The 18,389-nt window shown below is 72.0% G+C and carries 10 protein-coding genes; 7 read left to right on the top strand and 3 right to left on the bottom strand.

The window, feature by feature from the left end:
- Positions 1-53 precede the first annotated feature (53 nt).
- On the top strand, positions 54-1,172 hold the full coding sequence (locus ACPPVT_RS15160) for a hypothetical protein (RefSeq protein ID WP_426561650.1): 1,119 nt from the start codon (positions 54-56) through the stop codon (positions 1,170-1,172).
- Between the two features lie 25 nt (positions 1,173-1,197).
- Here the strand turns inward: ACPPVT_RS15160 and ACPPVT_RS15165 are convergent, their stop codons facing one another.
- Positions 1,198-1,635 carry a nitroreductase family deazaflavin-dependent oxidoreductase gene (locus ACPPVT_RS15165; RefSeq protein ID WP_426561652.1) on the bottom strand — a complete coding sequence of 146 codons (438 nt, stop codon included), beginning with the start codon at positions 1,633-1,635 and terminating at the stop codon, positions 1,198-1,200.
- On the opposite strand from ACPPVT_RS15165, the gene glgX reads away from it, so the two are divergent.
- Positions 1,634-3,844, top strand: a complete 2,211-nt coding sequence (gene glgX / locus ACPPVT_RS15170) for a glycogen debranching protein GlgX (RefSeq protein ID WP_426561654.1) — start codon at positions 1,634-1,636, stop codon at positions 3,842-3,844. The two genes, ACPPVT_RS15165 and glgX, sit on opposite strands and share 2 nt — an antisense overlap.
- 18 nt (positions 3,845-3,862) lie before the next feature.
- On the opposite strand, the gene glgP is transcribed toward glgX, so the two are convergent.
- The gene (glgP, locus tag ACPPVT_RS15175; protein WP_426561656.1) at positions 3,863-6,448 is read right to left on the bottom strand and encodes an alpha-glucan family phosphorylase; all 2,586 of its coding nucleotides are present in this window, start codon (positions 6,446-6,448) and stop codon (positions 3,863-3,865) included.
- A 173-nt stretch (positions 6,449-6,621) separates the two neighbouring features.
- On the opposite strand from glgP, the gene ACPPVT_RS15180 reads away from it, so the two are divergent.
- Genes ACPPVT_RS15180 through pgm form a run of 5 tightly spaced genes read left to right on the top strand, consistent with a single transcriptional unit; the run spans position 6,622 to position 17,380 of the window.
- A complete protein-coding gene (locus tag ACPPVT_RS15180) occupies positions 6,622-8,610 on the top strand; it encodes an alpha-1,4-glucan--maltose-1-phosphate maltosyltransferase (protein WP_426561658.1) in 1,989 nt (662 codons plus the stop codon).
- Positions 8,610-10,361 carry a maltose alpha-D-glucosyltransferase gene (gene treS, locus ACPPVT_RS15185; RefSeq protein ID WP_426561660.1) on the top strand — a complete coding sequence of 584 codons (1,752 nt, stop codon included), beginning with the start codon at positions 8,610-8,612 and terminating at the stop codon, positions 10,359-10,361. The genes ACPPVT_RS15180 and treS overlap by 1 nt, the downstream gene beginning before the upstream one ends.
- Positions 10,354-14,034 carry a 1,4-alpha-glucan branching protein GlgB gene (glgB, locus tag ACPPVT_RS15190; RefSeq protein WP_426561662.1) on the top strand — a complete coding sequence of 1,227 codons (3,681 nt, stop codon included), beginning with the start codon at positions 10,354-10,356 and terminating at the stop codon, positions 14,032-14,034. Before treS ends, glgB begins: the two co-directional genes overlap by 8 nt.
- Before the next feature lie 58 nt (positions 14,035-14,092).
- Positions 14,093-15,706: a diguanylate cyclase domain-containing protein gene (locus ACPPVT_RS15195; protein ID WP_426561664.1), complete on the top strand. Its 1,614-nt coding sequence runs from the start codon at positions 14,093-14,095 to the stop codon at positions 15,704-15,706.
- A 27-nt stretch (positions 15,707-15,733) separates the two neighbouring features.
- The gene (gene pgm / locus ACPPVT_RS15200; protein WP_426561666.1) at positions 15,734-17,380 is read left to right on the top strand and encodes a phosphoglucomutase (alpha-D-glucose-1,6-bisphosphate-dependent); all 1,647 of its coding nucleotides are present in this window, start codon (positions 15,734-15,736) and stop codon (positions 17,378-17,380) included.
- Between the two features lie 3 nt (positions 17,381-17,383).
- Here pgm and ACPPVT_RS15205 read toward each other — a convergent pair whose 3' ends face one another.
- A complete protein-coding gene (locus tag ACPPVT_RS15205) occupies positions 17,384-18,367 on the bottom strand; it encodes a co-chaperone YbbN (RefSeq protein WP_426561668.1) in 984 nt (327 codons plus the stop codon).
- Positions 18,368-18,389: the final 22 nt, after the last annotated feature.

Raw genomic sequence — 18,389 nt, forward strand, 5'->3', positions numbered from 1 at the left:
GCACCTCGCGCGAGTGTCGAATCGCTCGTTGTCGTCCCAGAGGAGCCCCTGCCATGAACTGTCCCGCCTGCCGGACCGACCTGCCTGCCAGCGCTCGCTCATGCCCGACCTGCGGGTCGGTCATCGCGTTCGCACCCGACGTGCCGGAGGCCCGGCTCGGCACTCCACTGCCGCCCTGGGAGCAGGAGGCGATGCGGGCCCGGCGCCCTTCCCTCGGCTACCAGCAGCCGGCCCGCCCGGCGGTGGCTCTGGCTCGCCCCGGCCCCTCCGTCGTGCGTTCCCCGAGCCGGGCGCGCCAGCCGGGCAGTTCGATCGGGGCGGCGGCCCCGGTCCCACCGCTGCTCGAGGGCGCGACGCTGCGACAGCTCGGCGGTCAGCTGCTCGCGGTGCGCGGCTGGGCGGCGGTGTTCGCCGTGCTGGCGGTGCTGCCGCTCCTGCTGCTGCCGGTGGCGCACGGCGAACCGTCCCGCACGACCTGGTTCTTCGCCGGCTACTTCGCGTTCGCGTGGGGTGCCGCCATGTACTGGATGATCCAACCCGGCCGCACGGACCTCTGGCTCGCCGTCCGCGTGGTGGGGACCGTGGTGCTGGGTGGCGGACTGCTCTCGGTCGCGGTCGAGCGCGCCTTCGCCCCCGACCTGCACCAGGTGGGGTGGGCCCTCGTCCTGGCGCTGCTCGAGGCGATCGTCACGGCGGCGCCACTGGTGGTGTTCCTGCTGATGGGCTCGATCAGCAGCACACCGCGCGCCTACCTGTTCCTGGGCGCCGTGTCCGGGCTCGGCTTCGCCGTGGTCGACAGCGTGCTGCGCCCGGCCGCGACACCCCCGCCGTCGCCCGTCGCCTCGTGGCACCTGCTGAACGGCACCCTGGTGCACGGCTGCTTCGCCGCGGCGCTTGCCTACACGATCGCCGCGGCAGCCACCCGGCGCGAGCGGGCTGTGGCGCTGGTGGCGGTGGGCACGGCCGTCGTCGGGACCCTGCACGGGCTCGGCACGCGCTGGTCGGACGGCTGGGTCGGTGCGGTCACCGGCGTCATCGCCGTCCTCGCCTTCGTGGCCTGCGCACGCACCGGTGACGCCATCACCGAGGCGATGGACGGCGAGCCGGCGCTCGCCCACGTGCAGCTGGAACGCACGGACGCCGGGCCGCGCGGGTCGCACCGTTCGACGTGACCTCACCCTGCGGGCGCAGGGCTGCTCAGCCGGTCGGCTCCAGCACGAACACCGGGATCAGCCGGCTCGTCTTGGTCTGGTAGGAGGCGTAGTCCGGCCAGACCTCGAGCGCTCGCGCCCACCACGTCTCGCGCTCCCCGCCGGCCAGCTCGCGCGCCGTCATGTCCCGCGGTGCCGGGCCGTCCTGCAGCTCGACGTGCGGGTCCGCGGCCAGGTTGTAGTACCAGAGCGGGTTCTCCGGGGCGCCACCCTTGGAGGCTACGACGGCATAGCGTCCCTCGTGCTCGACCCGCATCAACGGAGTCTTGCGCAGCTTTCCACTGCGCGCACCCCGACTGGTCAGCACGATGATCGGCACGCCCTGCAGCGTGTTGGCCTCCTGGCCACCGGAGCTCTCGTACTGCTCGACCTGGTCGCGGGCGTGCTGATAAGGGCTCGGCTCATAGGTTCCGTTCAGCGGCATGACTGGGCCAACACCAGCACCCGGTCGGCGATTCCGCACAGTGTGCGACAGACTGCCTGGGGTGAGCGGGCGCAGGCGGGACCACGAGGGACCGGCCCGGCTCGGGGTGTGGCTGCGACCGGACGACCAGGGCGCGGCGCCTGGCGCGGACGTCGCCGTGTACGCCTCGCACGCCGAGGCCGTCGAGCTGTGCGTCTTCGACGGCCCCGGCCCCGGTGCCGGTGAACGCCGGATCGAGCTGACCGAGCGGGTGCACGGCGTGCACTTCGGCTTCGTACCCGACCTGGCCGCTGGCACGGCGTACGGGCTGCGCGCGCACGGACCCTGGGACCCCGCCCGCGGCCTGCGGTACAACCCCGACAAGCTCCTGCTCGACCCGTATGCGCGGGGCATCGCGGGCGAGGTCACCTGGCGCCCGGAGGTGTTCGGGCACGTCGTCGGCGAGGACCTGGCCGGCGATCCCGAGGTCCGGGACGCGCACGACTCGGCGGCGTTCGTGCCACGCGGGGTGGTGCTGGACGACGGCTTCGACTGGGGCGAGGACAGTCCGCCGTCCGTGCCCTGGTCGCAGACGGTGCTCTACGAGGCGCACGTGCGCGGCCTGACCCGACTGCACCCCGGCGTTCCGTACCACCTACGCGGCACCTACGCGGGGCTGGCCCACCCGGCCACCATCGAGCACCTGACCCGGCTCGGCGTCACGACGGTCGAGCTGCTGCCGGTGCACGCGTTCACCAGCGAGCCGGCCCTGGCCCGACGGCACACCTCGAACTACTGGGGCTACAACACGCTGGGCTTCTTCGCCCCGCACGCCGCCTACTCCAGCGCGAGCGTTCCGGCGGGGGTGCTCACCGAGTTCAAGGGGATGGTCCGGCTGCTGCATGCCGCCGGCCTCGAGGTCGTGCTGGACGTCGTCTACAACCACACCTGCGAGCAGGGCCGCGACGGCGCCACCCTGTCCTGGCGGGGCCTGGACAACCGCGCCTACTACCGGCTGGACGACAACGGCCGCGACGTCGACGTGACCGGCTGCGGCAACACCCTGGACTTCCGCCACCCCCGGGTCGTCCAGCTTGCCCTGGACTCGTTGCGCTACTGGGTCGAGCACTGCCACGTGGACGGTTTCCGGTTCGACCTGGCCACCGCGCTGGCCCGCGGCCGGGACGACGGCTACGACCCGGACCACCCGTTCCTGGTCGCCATGCGCAGCGATCCGGTGTTGTCCCGGGTCAAGCTCATCGCCGAGCCGTGGGACGTCGGCCCGCACGGCTGGCGCACCGGGCAGTTCCCGCCGCCGATGACCGAGTGGAACGACCGCTTCCGCGATGCGGTCCGCACCTTCTGGCTGCCGGACGGCGCGCGAGCCCTACGCGGCGAGCCGGGCCACGGGGTCCGCGAGCTGGCCACCCGGCTGAGCGGTTCGCAGGACCTGTTCGGCGTCGGGGACCGCGGCCCGCTGGCGTCGGTGAACTACGTCGCAGCGCACGACGGGTTCACCCTCGCCGACACCACCGCGTACGAGTACAAGCACAACCAGGACAACGGCGAGGGCAACCGGGACGGCCACGACGACAACCGGTCGTGGAACCACGGCGCGGAGGGCACCAGCGATGACCCCGACCTGCTGGAGCGGCGGCGACGTTCGCTGCGCAACCTGCTCGGCACCGTGCTGCTGTCCACGGGGGTACCGATGCTCGCCGCCGGGGACGAGCTCGGGCGCACCCAGCGCGGCAACAACAACGCCTACAGCCGAGACGACCTGGTGTCCTGGCTCAACTGGGACCTGGCCGACTGGCAGCAGGACCTGCTGGCCACCACGACGCAGCTGCTGCGGCTGCGCCGCGAGCACCCCGCCTTGCGCCAGCGCGCCTTCTTCGGAGGTCGCCCGGTGCACGAGGACGGCACGTTCGACCTCGGCTGGTTCGACGCCGACGGCCGGGCGATGGACGAGTCGCGCTGGCACGAGCCCAGGACCCGGGTGCTGCAGGCGTTCCTGCACGCTGCACCGGCGGGCGGGCGCTCGCTGCTGCTGGTGCTGTGCGGCGCCGGGCAGGACGTCGAGGTCACCCTGCCCGGCCCGCCGTGGGCGTCGTCCTACGAGCTGGTCTGGAACAGCGCCGAGCCCAAGCCGGTCGACCCGACGTCCGGGCACGACGGTGTGCAGCAGGTCACTGCGCTGTCCATCCGGCTGTATGCCGCGACGCCCTGAGCCGGGCTGCGACCCGGCTCAGGCGTTGACCACCAGGCCGAGCTCGGTGGGGCTGGCCAGGCCGGCGTGCGAAGGCAGCACGCGCACGGTGTACCCGAACGCGCCGGTCCGGGCGAGCTTGATGTCTCCCTCGAACCGGTGCCGGCCGCCTTCGTAGCTCTCGGCGTGGTGCAGGGTGACCAGCTGGGTGTCGGTCAGCTCGTCCTGGTAGGACACCCGGCCGTGCACCACCTGCACCTGCACGTCCCCAGCGCCCAGACCGTCCAGCGACACGAAGGCCTGCACGGACAGCACGTCCCCGACCTGCGGGGCGTCGCTGACGCCCGAGGACTCGACGTGGTCGACCCGCACGGAGTCCCACGCCGAGCGCACCCGCTTCTTCCACGCCGCGAGCTCGCGCGCACCCGGGTGCCCGTCGCCGTCCAGGGCCCAGCCGGCCCGGGCCGCCGGGGTGTACAGCTGCTCCACGTAGTCGCGCACCATCCGGGTGGCGAGCACCTTGGGGCCGAGCGAGCGCAACGTGTGGCTGACCATCTCGAGCCAGCGGCCCGGCAGACCGGTGTCGTCGTCGCGCGCGTAGAACCGTGGTGCCACCTGACCCTCGATGAGGTCATAGAGCGCAGCGGCCTCGAGGTCGTCGCGGTGCTCGGGGTCGTCGACGCCGTCCGCGGTCGGGATCGCCCAGCCGTTCTCGCCGTCGTACCACTCGTCCCACCAGCCGTCCAGGATCGACAGGTTGAGGCCGCCGTTCAGCGCCGACTTCATGCCGGACGTGCCGCAGGCCTCGAAGGGGCGCAGCGGGTTGTTCAGCCAGACGTCGCAGCCGGGGTAGAGGTACTGGGCCATCGCGATGTCGTAGTTGGGCAGGTAGACGATCCGGTTGCGCACCTCGGGGTCGTCGGCGAAACGCACCATCTGCTGGATCAGCGACTTTCCCTTGTCGTCGGCCGGGTGCGACTTGCCGGCGATGACCAGCTGCACGGGTCGATCCGGGTGCAGCAGCAGGGCCTTGAGCCGGTCCGGGTCGCGCAGCATCAACGTCAGCCGCTTGTACGTCGGCACCCGCCGGGCGAAGCCGATGGTCAGCACGTCGGGGTCCAGCACGTTCTCGATCCAGCCGAGCTCGGCGCCGCTGGCGCCACGTCGCAGCCAGGACGAGCGCAGCCGCCGGCGCGCCTCGAGGACGAGCTGCTCGCGCATCTCGCGGCGGGCGTTCCACACCTCGGTCGCCGGGACGCGCGGGACGTCGTCCCAGACGTTGGCCTCGGCCACCAGCCGGGTGCCGAGGTACTTCTCGGCCAGGTCGAACACCCGGTGGTCGACCCACGTGGGGGCGTGCACGCCGTTGGTGATCGACGTGATCGGCACCTCGCGGTCGTCGAAGCCCGGCCACAGGCCGTCGAACATGGTGCGGCTGACCTCGCCGTGCAGCTGGGAGACGCCGTTGGCGCGGCCGCCGAGTCGAAGACCCATCACGGCCATGTTGAACACCCCGGACTCGCCGCCGGGGTAGTCCTCGGCGCCGAGCGCGAGGATGCGCTCGACCGGGACGCCGGGCAGCGCGCTGTCGCCACCGAAGTAGGTCTGGATCTGGTCGGTGCCGAAGCGGTCGATACCGGCCGGCACGGGCGTGTGCGTGGTGAACACGGTACCCGCCCGAACCGCCTCGAGCCCCTCGTCGAAGGTGAGCTTCTCGGACTGTACGAGCTCGCGGATCCGCTCCAGCCCGAGCAGGCCGGCGTGGCCCTCGTTGCAGTGGTAGACGTCCGGCGCCGGTGCACCGGTCAGCCGCGACCACAGCCGCAGCGCACGCACGCCACCGATGCCGAGCAGCATCTCCTGCTGAAGGCGGTGCTCGCCTGAGCCGCCGTACAACCGGTCGGTGATGCCGCGGGCCGCCTCGTCGTTGGCCTGCACGTCGGAGTCGAGCAGCAGCAACGGCACGCGGCCGACCTGCGCCTTCCACACGTGGGCCACGAGCTGGCGACCGCCGGGCAGCGCGACCCGGACCTGGCAGGGTGTGCCGTCGGGCTCGCGCAGCAGCGCCAGCGGAAGGCCGTCCGGGTCGAGCACCGGGTAGGTCTCCTGCTGCCAGCCCTCCCGGGACAGGGACTGCTTGAAGTAGCCGGTCTTGTAGAACAGCCCGACGCCGACGATCGGCACGCCGAGGTCGGAGGCGGCCTTGAGGTGGTCGCCGGCCAGGATGCCGAGCCCACCCGAGTACTGGGGCAGCACGGCGGTGATGCCGAACTCGGCGGAGAAGTAGGCGATGCTGCGCGGCGCGCCGGCGTTACCGGCCGCGGCGGCGTGCTGGGTGTACCAGCCCGGTCCCTGCAGGTAGCCGTCCAGGTCGGCGGCGGCCGCATCGACCTTGGCGACGAACGCCGGGTCGGCAGCGAGCTCGGCCAGCCGGTCCGGGCCCAGGTCACCCAGCAGTGCGACCGGGTCGTGCCGGACTGCGGCCCAGCGCTTGGGGTCCAGATCGGCGAACAGGTCGCGGGTCGGCGCGTGCCAAGACCATCGGAGGTTGCTGGCCAGGTCACCCAGGGGTGCGATGGCCGACGGCAGGACGGTGCGGACGCTGAAGCGCCGGATTGCTCTCACTGGTTCAGGGTAGTACGACCCCGGTGAGGATTCCGACCCCGTCAGTGGGTTTCTTGCAACATACCGCAAGATGTTTCAGATGGTGGACGCGCCGGTTCATCCCGTCCGCGAAGATCGGCCGTGAAGATCAGCGGGGGTCGCGGGGCCGTCTCGACCTGGGTAGCGTCGGCCCGGTGATCGGTCGCATCCCCATCCTGTCCGTGTCCCCGGTGGTCGACGCCGGACGCTGGCCCGCCCGTGCTGTGGTGGGCGAGGCAGTGCCCATCCGCGCCACCGTCTTCCGCGAGGGGCACGACGCCGTCGCCGCCACGGCGGTCCTGGTGGACCCGACCGGCGCCGAGCGCGAGCGCCGCGCGATGACCCTGATCGCACCCGGGTTGGACCGCTGGGAAACCGACGTCGTCCCGGACGGCGAGGGCGACTGGACGTTCCGGGTGGAGGCCTGGTCCGACCCGTACGGCACCTGGGAGCACGACTCGGTGATCAAGGTGGCGGCCGACGTCGACACCGAGCTGATGCTCACCGAGGGCGCGCTGCTGCTCGAGCGGGCCGCGGGCGCCAAGGGCCGGCCCAAGGCGCACGCCAAGGCGCTCCAGGACGCGGCGACCGGGCTGCGCGACGCCTCCCGGCCGGCCCAGGCCCGGCTCGCCGCCGGCACGTCCGCGGCGGTGCACGCCGCGCTCGCCGCGGACCCGGTGCGCGAGATGGTCACCGCCAGCGCGGACTACGTGCTTCGGGTGCAGCGTGAGCTGGCCCTGGCCGGGGCCTGGTACGAGTTCTTCCCCCGCTCCGAGGGCTCGCGGTTCGACAAGAAGACCGGCACCTGGTCCACCGGCACGCTGCGCACCGCGGCCGAGCGGCTCCCCGCCATCGCCGCGATGGGTTTCGACGTCGCCTACGTCACGCCGGTGCACCCGATCGGGACGACGAACCGCAAGGGCCGCAACAACACGCTGGACCCGCTGCCCACCGACCCGGGCTCGCCGTACGCGATCGGCTCGAAGGACGGCGGCCACGACGCGATCGAGCCGACGCTGGGCACCTTCGAGGACTGGGACCACTTCGTCGAGCAGGCCCGCGCCGCCGGGCTGGAGGTGGCCCTCGACCTGGCCCTGCAGTGCAGCCCGGACCACCCCTGGGTGGGCGAGCACCCCGAGTGGTTCACCACCCGGGCCGACGGCACGATCGCCTACGCCGAGAACCCACCCAAGAAGTACCAGGACATCTACCCGCTGAACTTCGACAACGACCCGGACGGCATCTACGCCGCGGTGCTGCGCGTCGTCCTGACCTGGGTCGAGCACGGCGTGACGTTGTTCCGGGTCGACAACCCGCACACCAAGCCGGTTCGGTTCTGGGAGTGGCTGATCGCCGAGGTCAACGCCGACCACCCGGAGGTGATCTTCCTTGCCGAGGCGTTCACCAAGCCGGCCATGATGCACACGCTGGCCAAGGTGGGCTTCCACCAGTCGTACACCTACTTCACCTGGCGCAACACCAAGGACGAGCTCACCGAGTACCTGACCGAGCTGAGCGGCGAGACGGCGGACTACATGCGGCCGAGCTTCTGGCCGACCACGCACGACATCCTCACCCCGTACATGCAGTACGGCGGGCGGGCCGCCTTCAAGCTGCGGGCGGCGCTGGCCGCGACCATGGTGCCCACGTACGGCATCTACGCCGGTTACGAGCTGGTGGAGAACGTCGCACGGCCGGGCGTCGAGGAGCAGATCGACAACGAGAAGTACGAGTTCAAGCACCGGGACTGGGCGGCGGCGCAGCAGGCCGGCACCAGCCTGGCGCCGTGGCTGACCCGGCTCAACGACATCCGCCGCGCCCATCCCGCCCTGCGCCGGCTGCGCAACATCGACTTCCACCTGACCGGTGACGACAACGTGATCTGCTACTCCCGCAGGCTGACCGCGGCGCAGTCCCCCACCGGCCGCGAGGACCTGGTCATCGTGGTCGCCAACCTCGACCCGCACGGGATCCGGGAGACGATGGTTCACCTGGACATGCCGCTGCTGGGCATGGGCTGGCACGACGGGTTCGCCGCCCACGACCTGGTCACCGAACGCACCTGGCACTGGGGTGAGAACGTGTACGTACGCCTCGACCCGCACGAAGAACCCGTGCACGTCGTCCACGTGAGGGGGCTGTAGTGGAAGGGCTGAACCTGTCCTCGCCCGGCCTGCGGCACGACCCGAACTGGCACAAGAAGGCCGTCTTCTACGAGGTGCTGGTCCGCGCGTTCTCGGACTCCAACGGGTCCGGCTCGGGCGACTTCACCGGGCTCATCAACCGGCTGGACTACCTGCAGTGGCTCGGTGTCGACTGCCTGTGGCTGCCGCCGTTCTACGCCTCCCCGCTGCGCGACGGCGGCTACGACATCGCCGACTACTGCTCGGTGCTGCCGGAGTTCGGCACCATGCCGGACTTCACCGAGCTGGTCAGCCAGGCGCACGCGCGCGGACTGCGGGTCATCGTCGACCTGGTGATGAACCACACCAGCGACCAGCACCCGTGGTTCCAGGCCAGCCGGTCCGACCCGGACGGACCCTACGGCGACTACTACGTCTGGACCGACGACAACACCAAGTACCAGGACGCGCGGATCATCTTCGTCGACACCGAGACCAGCAACTGGACGTTCGACCCCGTTCGGCGGCAGTACTTCTGGCACCGGTTCTTCAGCCACCAGCCGGACCTGAACTTCGACAACCCGGCCGTGTGGGAGGCCATGTTCGACGTCGTGCGGTTCTGGATGGACCTCGGCGTCGACGGGTTCCGGCTGGACGCCATCCCGTACCTGTTCGAGGACGAGGGCACCAACTGCGAGAACCTGCCCGCCACCCACGACTTCCTGCGCAAGCTGCGCGCCATGGTGGACGAGGAGTACCCCGGCCGGATCATGCTCGCCGAGGCCAACCAGTGGCCCAAGGACGTCGTCGAGTACTTCGGCACGGACGAGGACCCGGAGTGCCACATGGCGTTCCACTTCCCCGTCATGCCGCGGATCTACTACGCGATGCGCGACGAGTCGGCCCGCCCGATCCTGGACATCCTGGCCGACACCCCCGAGCTGCCGTCGCACGGTCAGTGGGGCACGTTCCTGCGCAACCACGACGAGCTCACCCTCGAGATGGTCACCACCGAGGAGCGCGCCGCGATGTACGGCTGGTACGCGCCGGACCCGCGGATGCGCGCCAACGTCGGTATCCGCCGCCGGCTGGCCACCCTGCTGGACTCCTCGCGCGCCGAGATCGAGCTGGTCAACGCCATGCTGCTGTCGCTGCCGGGCAGCCCGTGCCTGTACTACGGCGACGAGATCGGCATGGGCGACAACATCTGGCTGGACGACCGCGATGCCGTGCGCACCCCGATGCAGTGGACCCCGGACCGGAACGCGGGCTTCTCCGTCGCCGACCCCGGCAAGCTCTACCTGCCGACCATCCAGTCCCTGGTGCACCACTACAACACCGTGAACGTCGAGGCCCAGCTCGCCTCGCGCAGCTCGCTGCTGCACTGGACCCGCGCGATGCTGGCGATCCGCAAGCGCCACCCGGTGTTCGGCCTGGGCCGGTACGTCGCCGTGGAGAGCTCGAACGAGTCGGTGCTGGCCTTCCTGCGCGTGCTGGAGGACGACCCCCAGGGCGGCGGCGAGGCGCCCGAGACCGTGCTGTGCGTGAACAACCTCGCGCAGACGCCCCAAGGCACCCGGCTGCGGTTGGTCGACCACGGCGGCTGCACGCTGGGCGACCTGTTCGGCGGTTCGGGGTTCGCCGCTGTCCCGGAGGACGGCGACCTGTCCCTGTCGCTGGGCTCGCGCGACTTCTTCTGGCTGCGAGTGGAACCCGGCGACGGCCGGGACGGCCGCGACAGCCGCGACAGAGCCGAGGCTGATCGTGGCTGAACCGAGCGCGGCGGCCACCGCCACCATGAACCCGCCCTTCGCACAGCTGCTGCCGCCCTGGGTCTCCACCCAACGCTGGTACGCGGGCAAGGGGCGCACCCCCCAGCTGCGACGGATCGGCGGGCTGCGCTGGCAGGACCCGGCCGGGCAGGTAGGGATCGAGACCTGGCTGCTGGCCGACACCGTCGGCGACCGGACCGTCGTCTACCAGGTGCCGCTGACCTACCGCGACGAACCGGTGCCCGGGCTCGAGCACGCGCTGGTCGGAGTCAGCGAGCACAGCACCCTGGGCACCCGGTACGTCTACGACGGCCCCCACGACCCGGCCTTCGTTCAGGCGGCGCTTGACCTCGTGCTGCGCGAGAGCACCGTCGTCTCGGACGGTCCGGCCGGCACCGGCGAGGGCACCGGGTACCGCCAGCCGGACGTCACCGCGCCGGCCGTCGGACACCTGGTCGACAGCCGTGTCCTGGGCGCCGAGCAGTCGAACACGAGCGTGGTGCTGCAGATGGCCGCGGCCGACGGCACGCTGGCCCGACCGTTGCTGCTCAAGCTGTTCCGGGTGCTGCACGCCGGCCCCAACCCGGACGTCGTCATCCAGTCCACCCTGGCCGACGCCGGTTCCACCCTGGTCCCACGTCCGATCGGCCGGGTCGGCGGGCGGTGGACGACGGATGCCGGCCCGGTCGAAGGGCACCTCGCGTTCCTGCAGGAGTTCGTGCCCGGTGCCCAGGACGCCTGGCAGCAGGCCGTCGCGGCGGTCGCGGACGGCGTCGACTTCACGCTGGCCGCCCGCGAGCTCGGCGCGACCGTCGCGCGCGTGCACGCCACGCTGGCCTCGACGCTGCCCAGCCGGCCGCTGGACGACGTCGCGGCGGCCGCGCTGGCCGATGAGCTCCTCGTCCGGCTGGACTGGGCGGCGCGGCAGGCGCCCGAGCTGGCGAGCCGGACCACGGCCGCCCGCGACCTGCTGTCCGCCGCCGGCCACCCAGCGAACCACCCTGTGCTGCAACGGATCCACGGCGACCTGCATCTGGGTCAGGTGCTGGACGGCGGCGACCTGGGCTGGCTGGTCATCGACTTCGAGGGCGAGCCGCTGCGCCCACTGGCCGAACGCAGCCGACCCGACCTGGCGCTGCGCGACGTCGCCGGGATGATGCGCTCCTTCGACTACGCGGCCGGACACCTCGTCGTCGGCCCGGACGCCGGCGACCCGTCGGCCGCCGAGCGGGCGGCGAGCTGGGCGTCCGCGTGCCGGGACGCGTTCTGCGAGGGATACGCGGACGTGTCCGGCCACGATCCGCGCGAGTCCGGCGACCTGCTGCGCGCGCTCGAGCTGGACAAGGCGCTCTACGAGGTGGCCTACGAGGCCGGCAACCGGCCGGCCTGGCTACCGATCCCGCTCGCCGCAGTGGACCGACTGCTGGCGCAGACCTCCGAGGCCGAGGAGCACACGGTGTCTGACACCGCCCCACAGATCAGGCCGGTTCCGCACAGCGAGCTCGCCGAGCTCGTGCACGGCTCGCACGGCAACCCGCACGGCATCCTCGGGCTGCACCCCTACCGGGGCAGCCTGACCCTGCGCACCCTGCGACCGCACGCCCGCGAGGTGGTGGCGGTGCTGGCCGACGGGACCCGCTGGCCGCTGACCCACGAGTACGACGGCGTCTTCGTCGGCGTGCTGCCCGGCGAGGACGTCACCGACTACCGGCTGGACGTCAGCTACGACGGTGGGGACGGCTCGCCGGTCACGTTCCCCACCGACGACCCGTACCGCTTCCTGCCGACCCTCGGCGAGGTCGACCTGCACCTGATCGGTGAGGGCCGGCACGAGCAGCTGTGGACAGTGCTGGGGGCCCACCAGCGCACCTACCCCGGACTGATGGGCGACGTCACCGGAACCTCCTTCGCGGTCTGGGCGCCGCACGCCCGCGGCATCCGGCTGGTCGGCGACCTGAACCACTGGGACGGTGCCGGGTACCCGATGCGCTCGCTGGGCTCGACCGGGGTGTGGGAGCTGTTCGTCCCCGCGGTCGGTCCCGGCACCCGGTACAAGTTCGAGATCACCGGCTCGGACGGCGTCCGGCGACTGAAGGCCGACCCGATGGCGCAGGCCACGGAGGCGCCGCCGTCCACCGCGTCGGTGGTGACCCGCAGCGAGTACACCTGGGACGACCAGGCGTGGATGACCCGCCGGGCGCAGACCAACCCGCACACCGGGCCGATGAGCACCTACGAGGTGCACCTCGGCTCCTGGCGACCGGGTCTGAGCTTCCGCGACCTGGCGCAACAGCTGACCGACTACGTCGTGGAGACCGGGTTCACCCACGTCGAGCTGCTGCCCGTGATGGAGCACCCGTACGGGCCGTCCTGGGGGTACCAGGTCACCGGCTACTACGCGACGACCGCGCGGTTCGGCAGCCCGGACGACTTCCGCCACCTGGTGGACACGCTGCACCAGGCGGGGATCGGGGTCATCCTGGACTGGGTGCCCGCGCACTTCCCCAAGGACGCGTTCGCGCTGGCCCGCTTCGACGGTGAGCCGCTCTACGAGCACCCGGACCCGCGGCGCGGCGACCAGCCCGACTGGGGTACGCACATCTTCGACTTCGGCCGGCCCCAGGTTCGCAACTTCCTGGTGGCCAACGCCGTCTACTGGTGCGAGGAGTTCCACGTCGACGGGCTGCGGGTCGACGCGGTCGCCTCGATGCTCTACCTGGACTACTCGCGCAAGGACGGCGAGTGGCTGCCGAACGAGTACGGCGGCCGGGAGAACCTGCAGGCCGTGCAGCTGCTGCAGGAGACCAACGCGACGCTCTACAAGCGCGCGCCGGGCGTGGTGACGATCGCCGAGGAGTCCACGGCGTGGCCGGGCGTGACCCGGCCGACCCACCTGGGCGGCCTCGGTTTCGGGCTGAAGTGGAACATGGGCTGGATGCACGACTCGCTGGAGTACGTCCAGCACGAGGCGATCCACCGCCAGTGGCACCACCACCAGATGACGTTCTCCCTGATGTACGCGTGGAGCGAGAACTTCGTGCTGCCGATCAGCCACGACGAGGTCGTGCACGGCAAGGGGTCCCTGCTGCGCAAGATGCCGGGTGACCGCTGGCAGCAGCTGGCGAACGTGCGCGCCTACCTGGCCACGATGTGGGCGCACCCGGGCAAGCAGCTGCTTTTCATGGGCTGCGAGTTTGCCCAGGAAGCCGAGTGGGCCGACGCGCACGGCCTGGACTGGTGGCTGCTCGACCAGCCCGCCCACCGCGGCGTGCACTCGCTGGTTCGCGACCTGAACGCGGTCTATCGCGACGTGCCGGCGCTGTGGTCCCAGGATCTGTCCCCCGACGGCTTCCGCTGGATCGACGCCAACGACGCTGCCGGCAACGTGTTCTCTTTCCTGCGCTTCGGCGCATCGCCGGGCGACGACGTCCTGGCGTGCGTGGTGAACTACGCCGGGACGCCGCACCACGACTACCGGGTCGGGCTGCCCTTCGCCGGTCACTGGCGTGAGGTGCTGAACACCGACGCTGACCTCTACGGTGGGTCCGGCGTCGGCAACCTCGGCGGCGTCGACGCGGACGACCAGGGCTGGCACGGTCTGCCCGCTTCGGCACGGTTGAGCATCCCGCCGCTCGGCGCGGTCTGGCTGCTGGGGAGCCCTGCTCAACCCTGAGTCCGCCGGTGCCGATGCATCAGGAGCCGGACCGCGGCGTCTGCGGAGAGGAGCAGCCGTGGTGCACCCGTCTGTCCCCAGCTCCGCGGCGCAGGCCGTCAAGGCGCTGCACGAGCTCGTGCTGCAACCAGGTGCGCACTACCAGGATCTGCTGGCGGTGCCTGCCGAGTTCGCCATGCTCGCGATCGGCGCGGACACCGCCTCGCTGTCCCGCTGGGAGCGCGATCGAGGCATCATGCGCACGTTCGTCAACGTCGGGGCCGGCATCGACCCCGCCCGCCGCCAACCCACCGACGAGGCCTACGAGGTGGCCACCGACGCCGCGCTGAGCCGGGTGCTGACCGGCGGGCCCTCCTGCTACAGCACCGCCTCGCCGGACCTGCACGAGAGCGCCAGGGCGCTGCTCGCGGTCAGCCACAACGAGTCCGCGCTCAGCCTTCCGCTGCAGGTGGACGATCGGCTGTGGGGCGAGCTGTGGGTGGGCCGCCGGGACCAGGGCCTGACCCGCGAGCACCTCGAGCTGGCTACCGAGGTGGCCCGCGAGGTGTCCACCATGGTGTCCATCGTCGAGCGGCTTCAGCGGATGGCCCGGATGGCCTTCGAGGACGCGCTGACCGGGGTCGGCAACCGCCGCGTGCTGGAAGAGGCCCTGGACGAGCTGCTCGCGCCGGACGGACCCGGCACCACCGTGGTGATGTGCGACATCGACGGGCTCAAGGAGCTGAACGACACCCTCGGGCACGCCGCCGGCGACCGGGCCATCGTCGCCACCGCCGACGCCTTCGCAGCCGGCGCCGCGCAGGTGCCCGGCTCGGTCACCGTCCGTCTGGGCGGCGACGAGTTCGTGGTGCTGCTGGCCGGCGAGCAGCGGGCCACCGCGATCAGCCTGGTCGAAGCCGCGGCGCACCGGCTCGGCATGCACGAGCCACCTGTCGAGATCAGCTGCGGCATCGCCGTGGCTTCGGGCGGGATGGCTCGCCGGACCGCTCTGGAGGCCGCGGACGGGGCCCAGTACGCGGCTAAGTCCCGAGGGGCGCTGCTGGTGGTCGCCGCGGACCTCGCCGACCTGGCGGACCAGCCGTCCGAGCGCCGCCGCGGCCGGCGCCGCCAGTATGACCGCCGCCAGCCTGCGCAGGACCTGGTCACCGGGGTGACCACCGTGGTCGGCGAGCTGGCCGAGGTGCTCAGCGATGCACCGGAGTCCGTCGGCGGCCGGCTGCGCTGGCTGGGCGAGCGGATGATCGCGCCGCTGGACCTGCAGGAGTGGTCGCTGAGCCGGGTGAACCTGGCGGGCGACCGGCTGCTGACCACGGACTCGATGGGCCTGCGCCGGCTGCCGATGCGGTCCGCCCAGCCCCACGACCTGCAGGTGGACGCGCAGTTCCGGCTGGACGAGTATCCGGACACCGCTCGCGCGATGGAGCTCGACGCCTGGTTCACGATCAGCGCGGACGACGACCTGGCCGACCGCAACGAGCGCGCCGTGCTGCAGTCCATGGGAATGCGGCACGTGGTGGCGCTGGGCTGCCGGGACGGCGACGCCGGCTGGCTGCTCGAGCTGTACTCGCAGGCGCCCGACCTGGACGTGCTCACCGTCGCCAGCCTGCTGGCCGTCGGGGCCAGCGCACTGCTGAACCGTCCGTTCCTACCGCTGGCCGACCTCGCGCCCTGAGGCCCGGCTGCTGCCAGGATGGGGCCCATGAGCGACCCCAGAGCAGGACAACCAGCACAGGCCAGCGACCTGGTGGACGTCGACGCGCTGCTCGCGGCGTACGCCGACCGGGTCCCTGACGTGGACGACCCGGACCAGCGCGTCGCGTTCGGCACCTCCGGGCACCGCGGCTCCAGCCTGGACACGGCCTTCAACGAGGCGCACATCCTGGCGATCACCCAGGCCATCTGCGAGTACCGCGCCGCGCAGGGAACGGACGGTCCGCTGCTGGTCGGCAAGGACACCCATGCCCTGTCCGGGCCGGCCTGGCGCTCAGCGCTCGAGGTGCTGGTCGGCAACGGGGTGCAGGTGCTCAGCGACGCAGCCCAGGAGTACACCCCGACCCCTGCCGTGTCTCGCGCCATCCTGCGGCTGAACGCGTTGCGGGGCAACGGGTCCGGCGCCGGTGCAGCGGACGGCATCGTGATCACCCCCTCGCACAACCCGCCCAGGGACGGCGGCTTCAAGTACAACCCGCCGCACGGCGGCCCGGCCGACTCCGACGCGACCGGGTGGATCCAGGACCGGGCCAACGAGCTGGTGCGGGCCGGGCTGGACGGCGTCCGGCGGGCCAGCGCCGCACAGGTCGCGGACGCCGTCACGACGTACGACTTCCTCGGTCCCTACGTCGCCGAGCTGGCCGACGTCCTCGACCTGGACGCCGTGCGCGAGGCCGGGGTGCGGATCGGCGCCGACCCGATGGGCGGGGCGAGCGTCGGCTACTGGGGGGCGATCGCCGAGCGCCTCGGCCTGGACCTGACCGTGGTCAACCCGCGGGTGGACCCGCAGTGGTCGTTCATGACCCTCGACTGGGACGGCAAGATCCGGATGGACTGCTCCTCGCCGTTCGCCATGGCCTCGCTGATCGGCAGCCGGGACGCCTACCAGATCGCCACCGGCAACGACGCGGACAGCGACCGGCACGGCATCGTGACCCCGGACGCCGGGCTGATGAACCCCAACCACTACCTCGCGGTGGCGATCCAATACCTGTACGGCTCTCGGTCCGGCTGGGATCCCGCTGCGGCAGTGGGCAAGACGCTGGTCTCGTCGTCGATGATCGACCGGGTCGCGCAGGACCTGGGCCGCCGGCTGATCGAGGTGCCGGTGGGCTTCAAGTGGTTCGTGCCCGGCCTGCTGGACGGCTCGGTCGGCTTCGGCGGCGAGGAGAGCGCCGGGGCCTCGTTCCTGCGCCGGGACGGCTCCACCTGGACCACCGACAAGGACGGCATCCTGCTGGCGCTGCTGGCCTCGGAGATCCTCGCGGTGACCGGGCGCTCGCCGTCCGAGCACTACCGGGACCTGGTCGCCCGGCACGGCGAGCCGGCCTACGCGCGGGTGGACGCGCCAGCCAGCCGTGACCAGAAGGCGTCGCTGGCCAAGCTGACACCCGAGGCCGTGACCGCCACCGACCTGGCCGGCGAGCCGATCACCGCCAAGCTCACCCGCGCTCCGGGCAACGACGCGGCGATCGGTGGGCTCAAGGTGTGCACGGAGTCGGCCTGGTTCGCCGCGCGGCCGTCCGGCACCGAGGACGTCTACAAGATCTACGCGGAGTCGTTCCGCGGACCCGAGCACCTCGCCCAGGTGCAGGACGCGGCCCGTGAGGTCGTCGGCGCAGCGCTCGGCAGCTAGCTGTCAGTAGAGCGCGGCGGACAGCGCACGGCGGGCGGTGACCACCCGTGGGTCGGCCGGCCCGACGACCTCGAACAGCTCCACCAGGTGCTCGCGCACCGCGTTGCGCTCGTCGCCGCTGGTGACCCGCACGGTGTCGACCAGGCGGGCGAACGCGTCCTCGACGTGCCCACCGAGCAGGTCGAGGTCGGCCACCAGGATCTGGGCCTGCGGGTCCTGGGGTGCGGACGCCGCTGCCGCACGGGCGGTCTGCGGGTCCACGCCGTCGGTCCGGCGCAGCAGGTTGACCTGGGACAGTCCGGCCTTCGCCTCGTCGTCGGCCGGCGACTGCGCGATGGCCTTCTCGTAGGCGGCGGCCGCAGCGTCCAGGTCACCGCGCTCGATCGCGTCGTACGCCTCGGCGTGCAGCGGCGGCAGCGGCGGCTCGTCCGGCGCCGGAGCGATGGGGCCGTCTTGCGCGTCGTCGTCCGGGGAGGCCTCGCCGGGAGCACCGGTACCGCCGGGCAGCGTGCCGGTCACCCCGTTCGCCTCGGCCACCCGAAGCAGCTCGTCCAGGTACGCGCGCACCTGCTCGTCGGGCAGCGATCCCTGGAACAGCGGCACCGGCTGCCCCTTGACCACCGCGACCACGCTCGGCACGGCCTGCGCCTGGAAGACCTGGGCCAGCCGGGGGTTGGTCTCGATGTCGACGCGCGCGAGCAGGAAGCGCCCGCCGTACTCGCCGGCCAGCCGCTCGAGCACCGCACTGAGCTGGGTGCTCTGCTCGGAGTAGGAGGCGCGCAGATCGACCACGACCGGAACGGTCAGCGACAGCTCGACGACGCTCTGGAACGACTCCTCGTCGGCCTCGACGACGAAGCCGGACGTCGGCCGGGACTCGCCGTTCGCCGCCTGCTCACGACGCTTGGCCTGGGCGGCGACGGCAGCGAGGTCGACGGCCCCGCGCAGGGAGATGGACGAGGCGGACGGGCCGGGAGGCTGGCTCATGGTGTCCGATTCTGTCAGACGG

This window comes from Angustibacter sp. McL0619 (assembly GCF_049994355.1).
GTDB lineage: Bacteria > Actinomycetota > Actinomycetes > Actinomycetales > Angustibacteraceae > Angustibacter.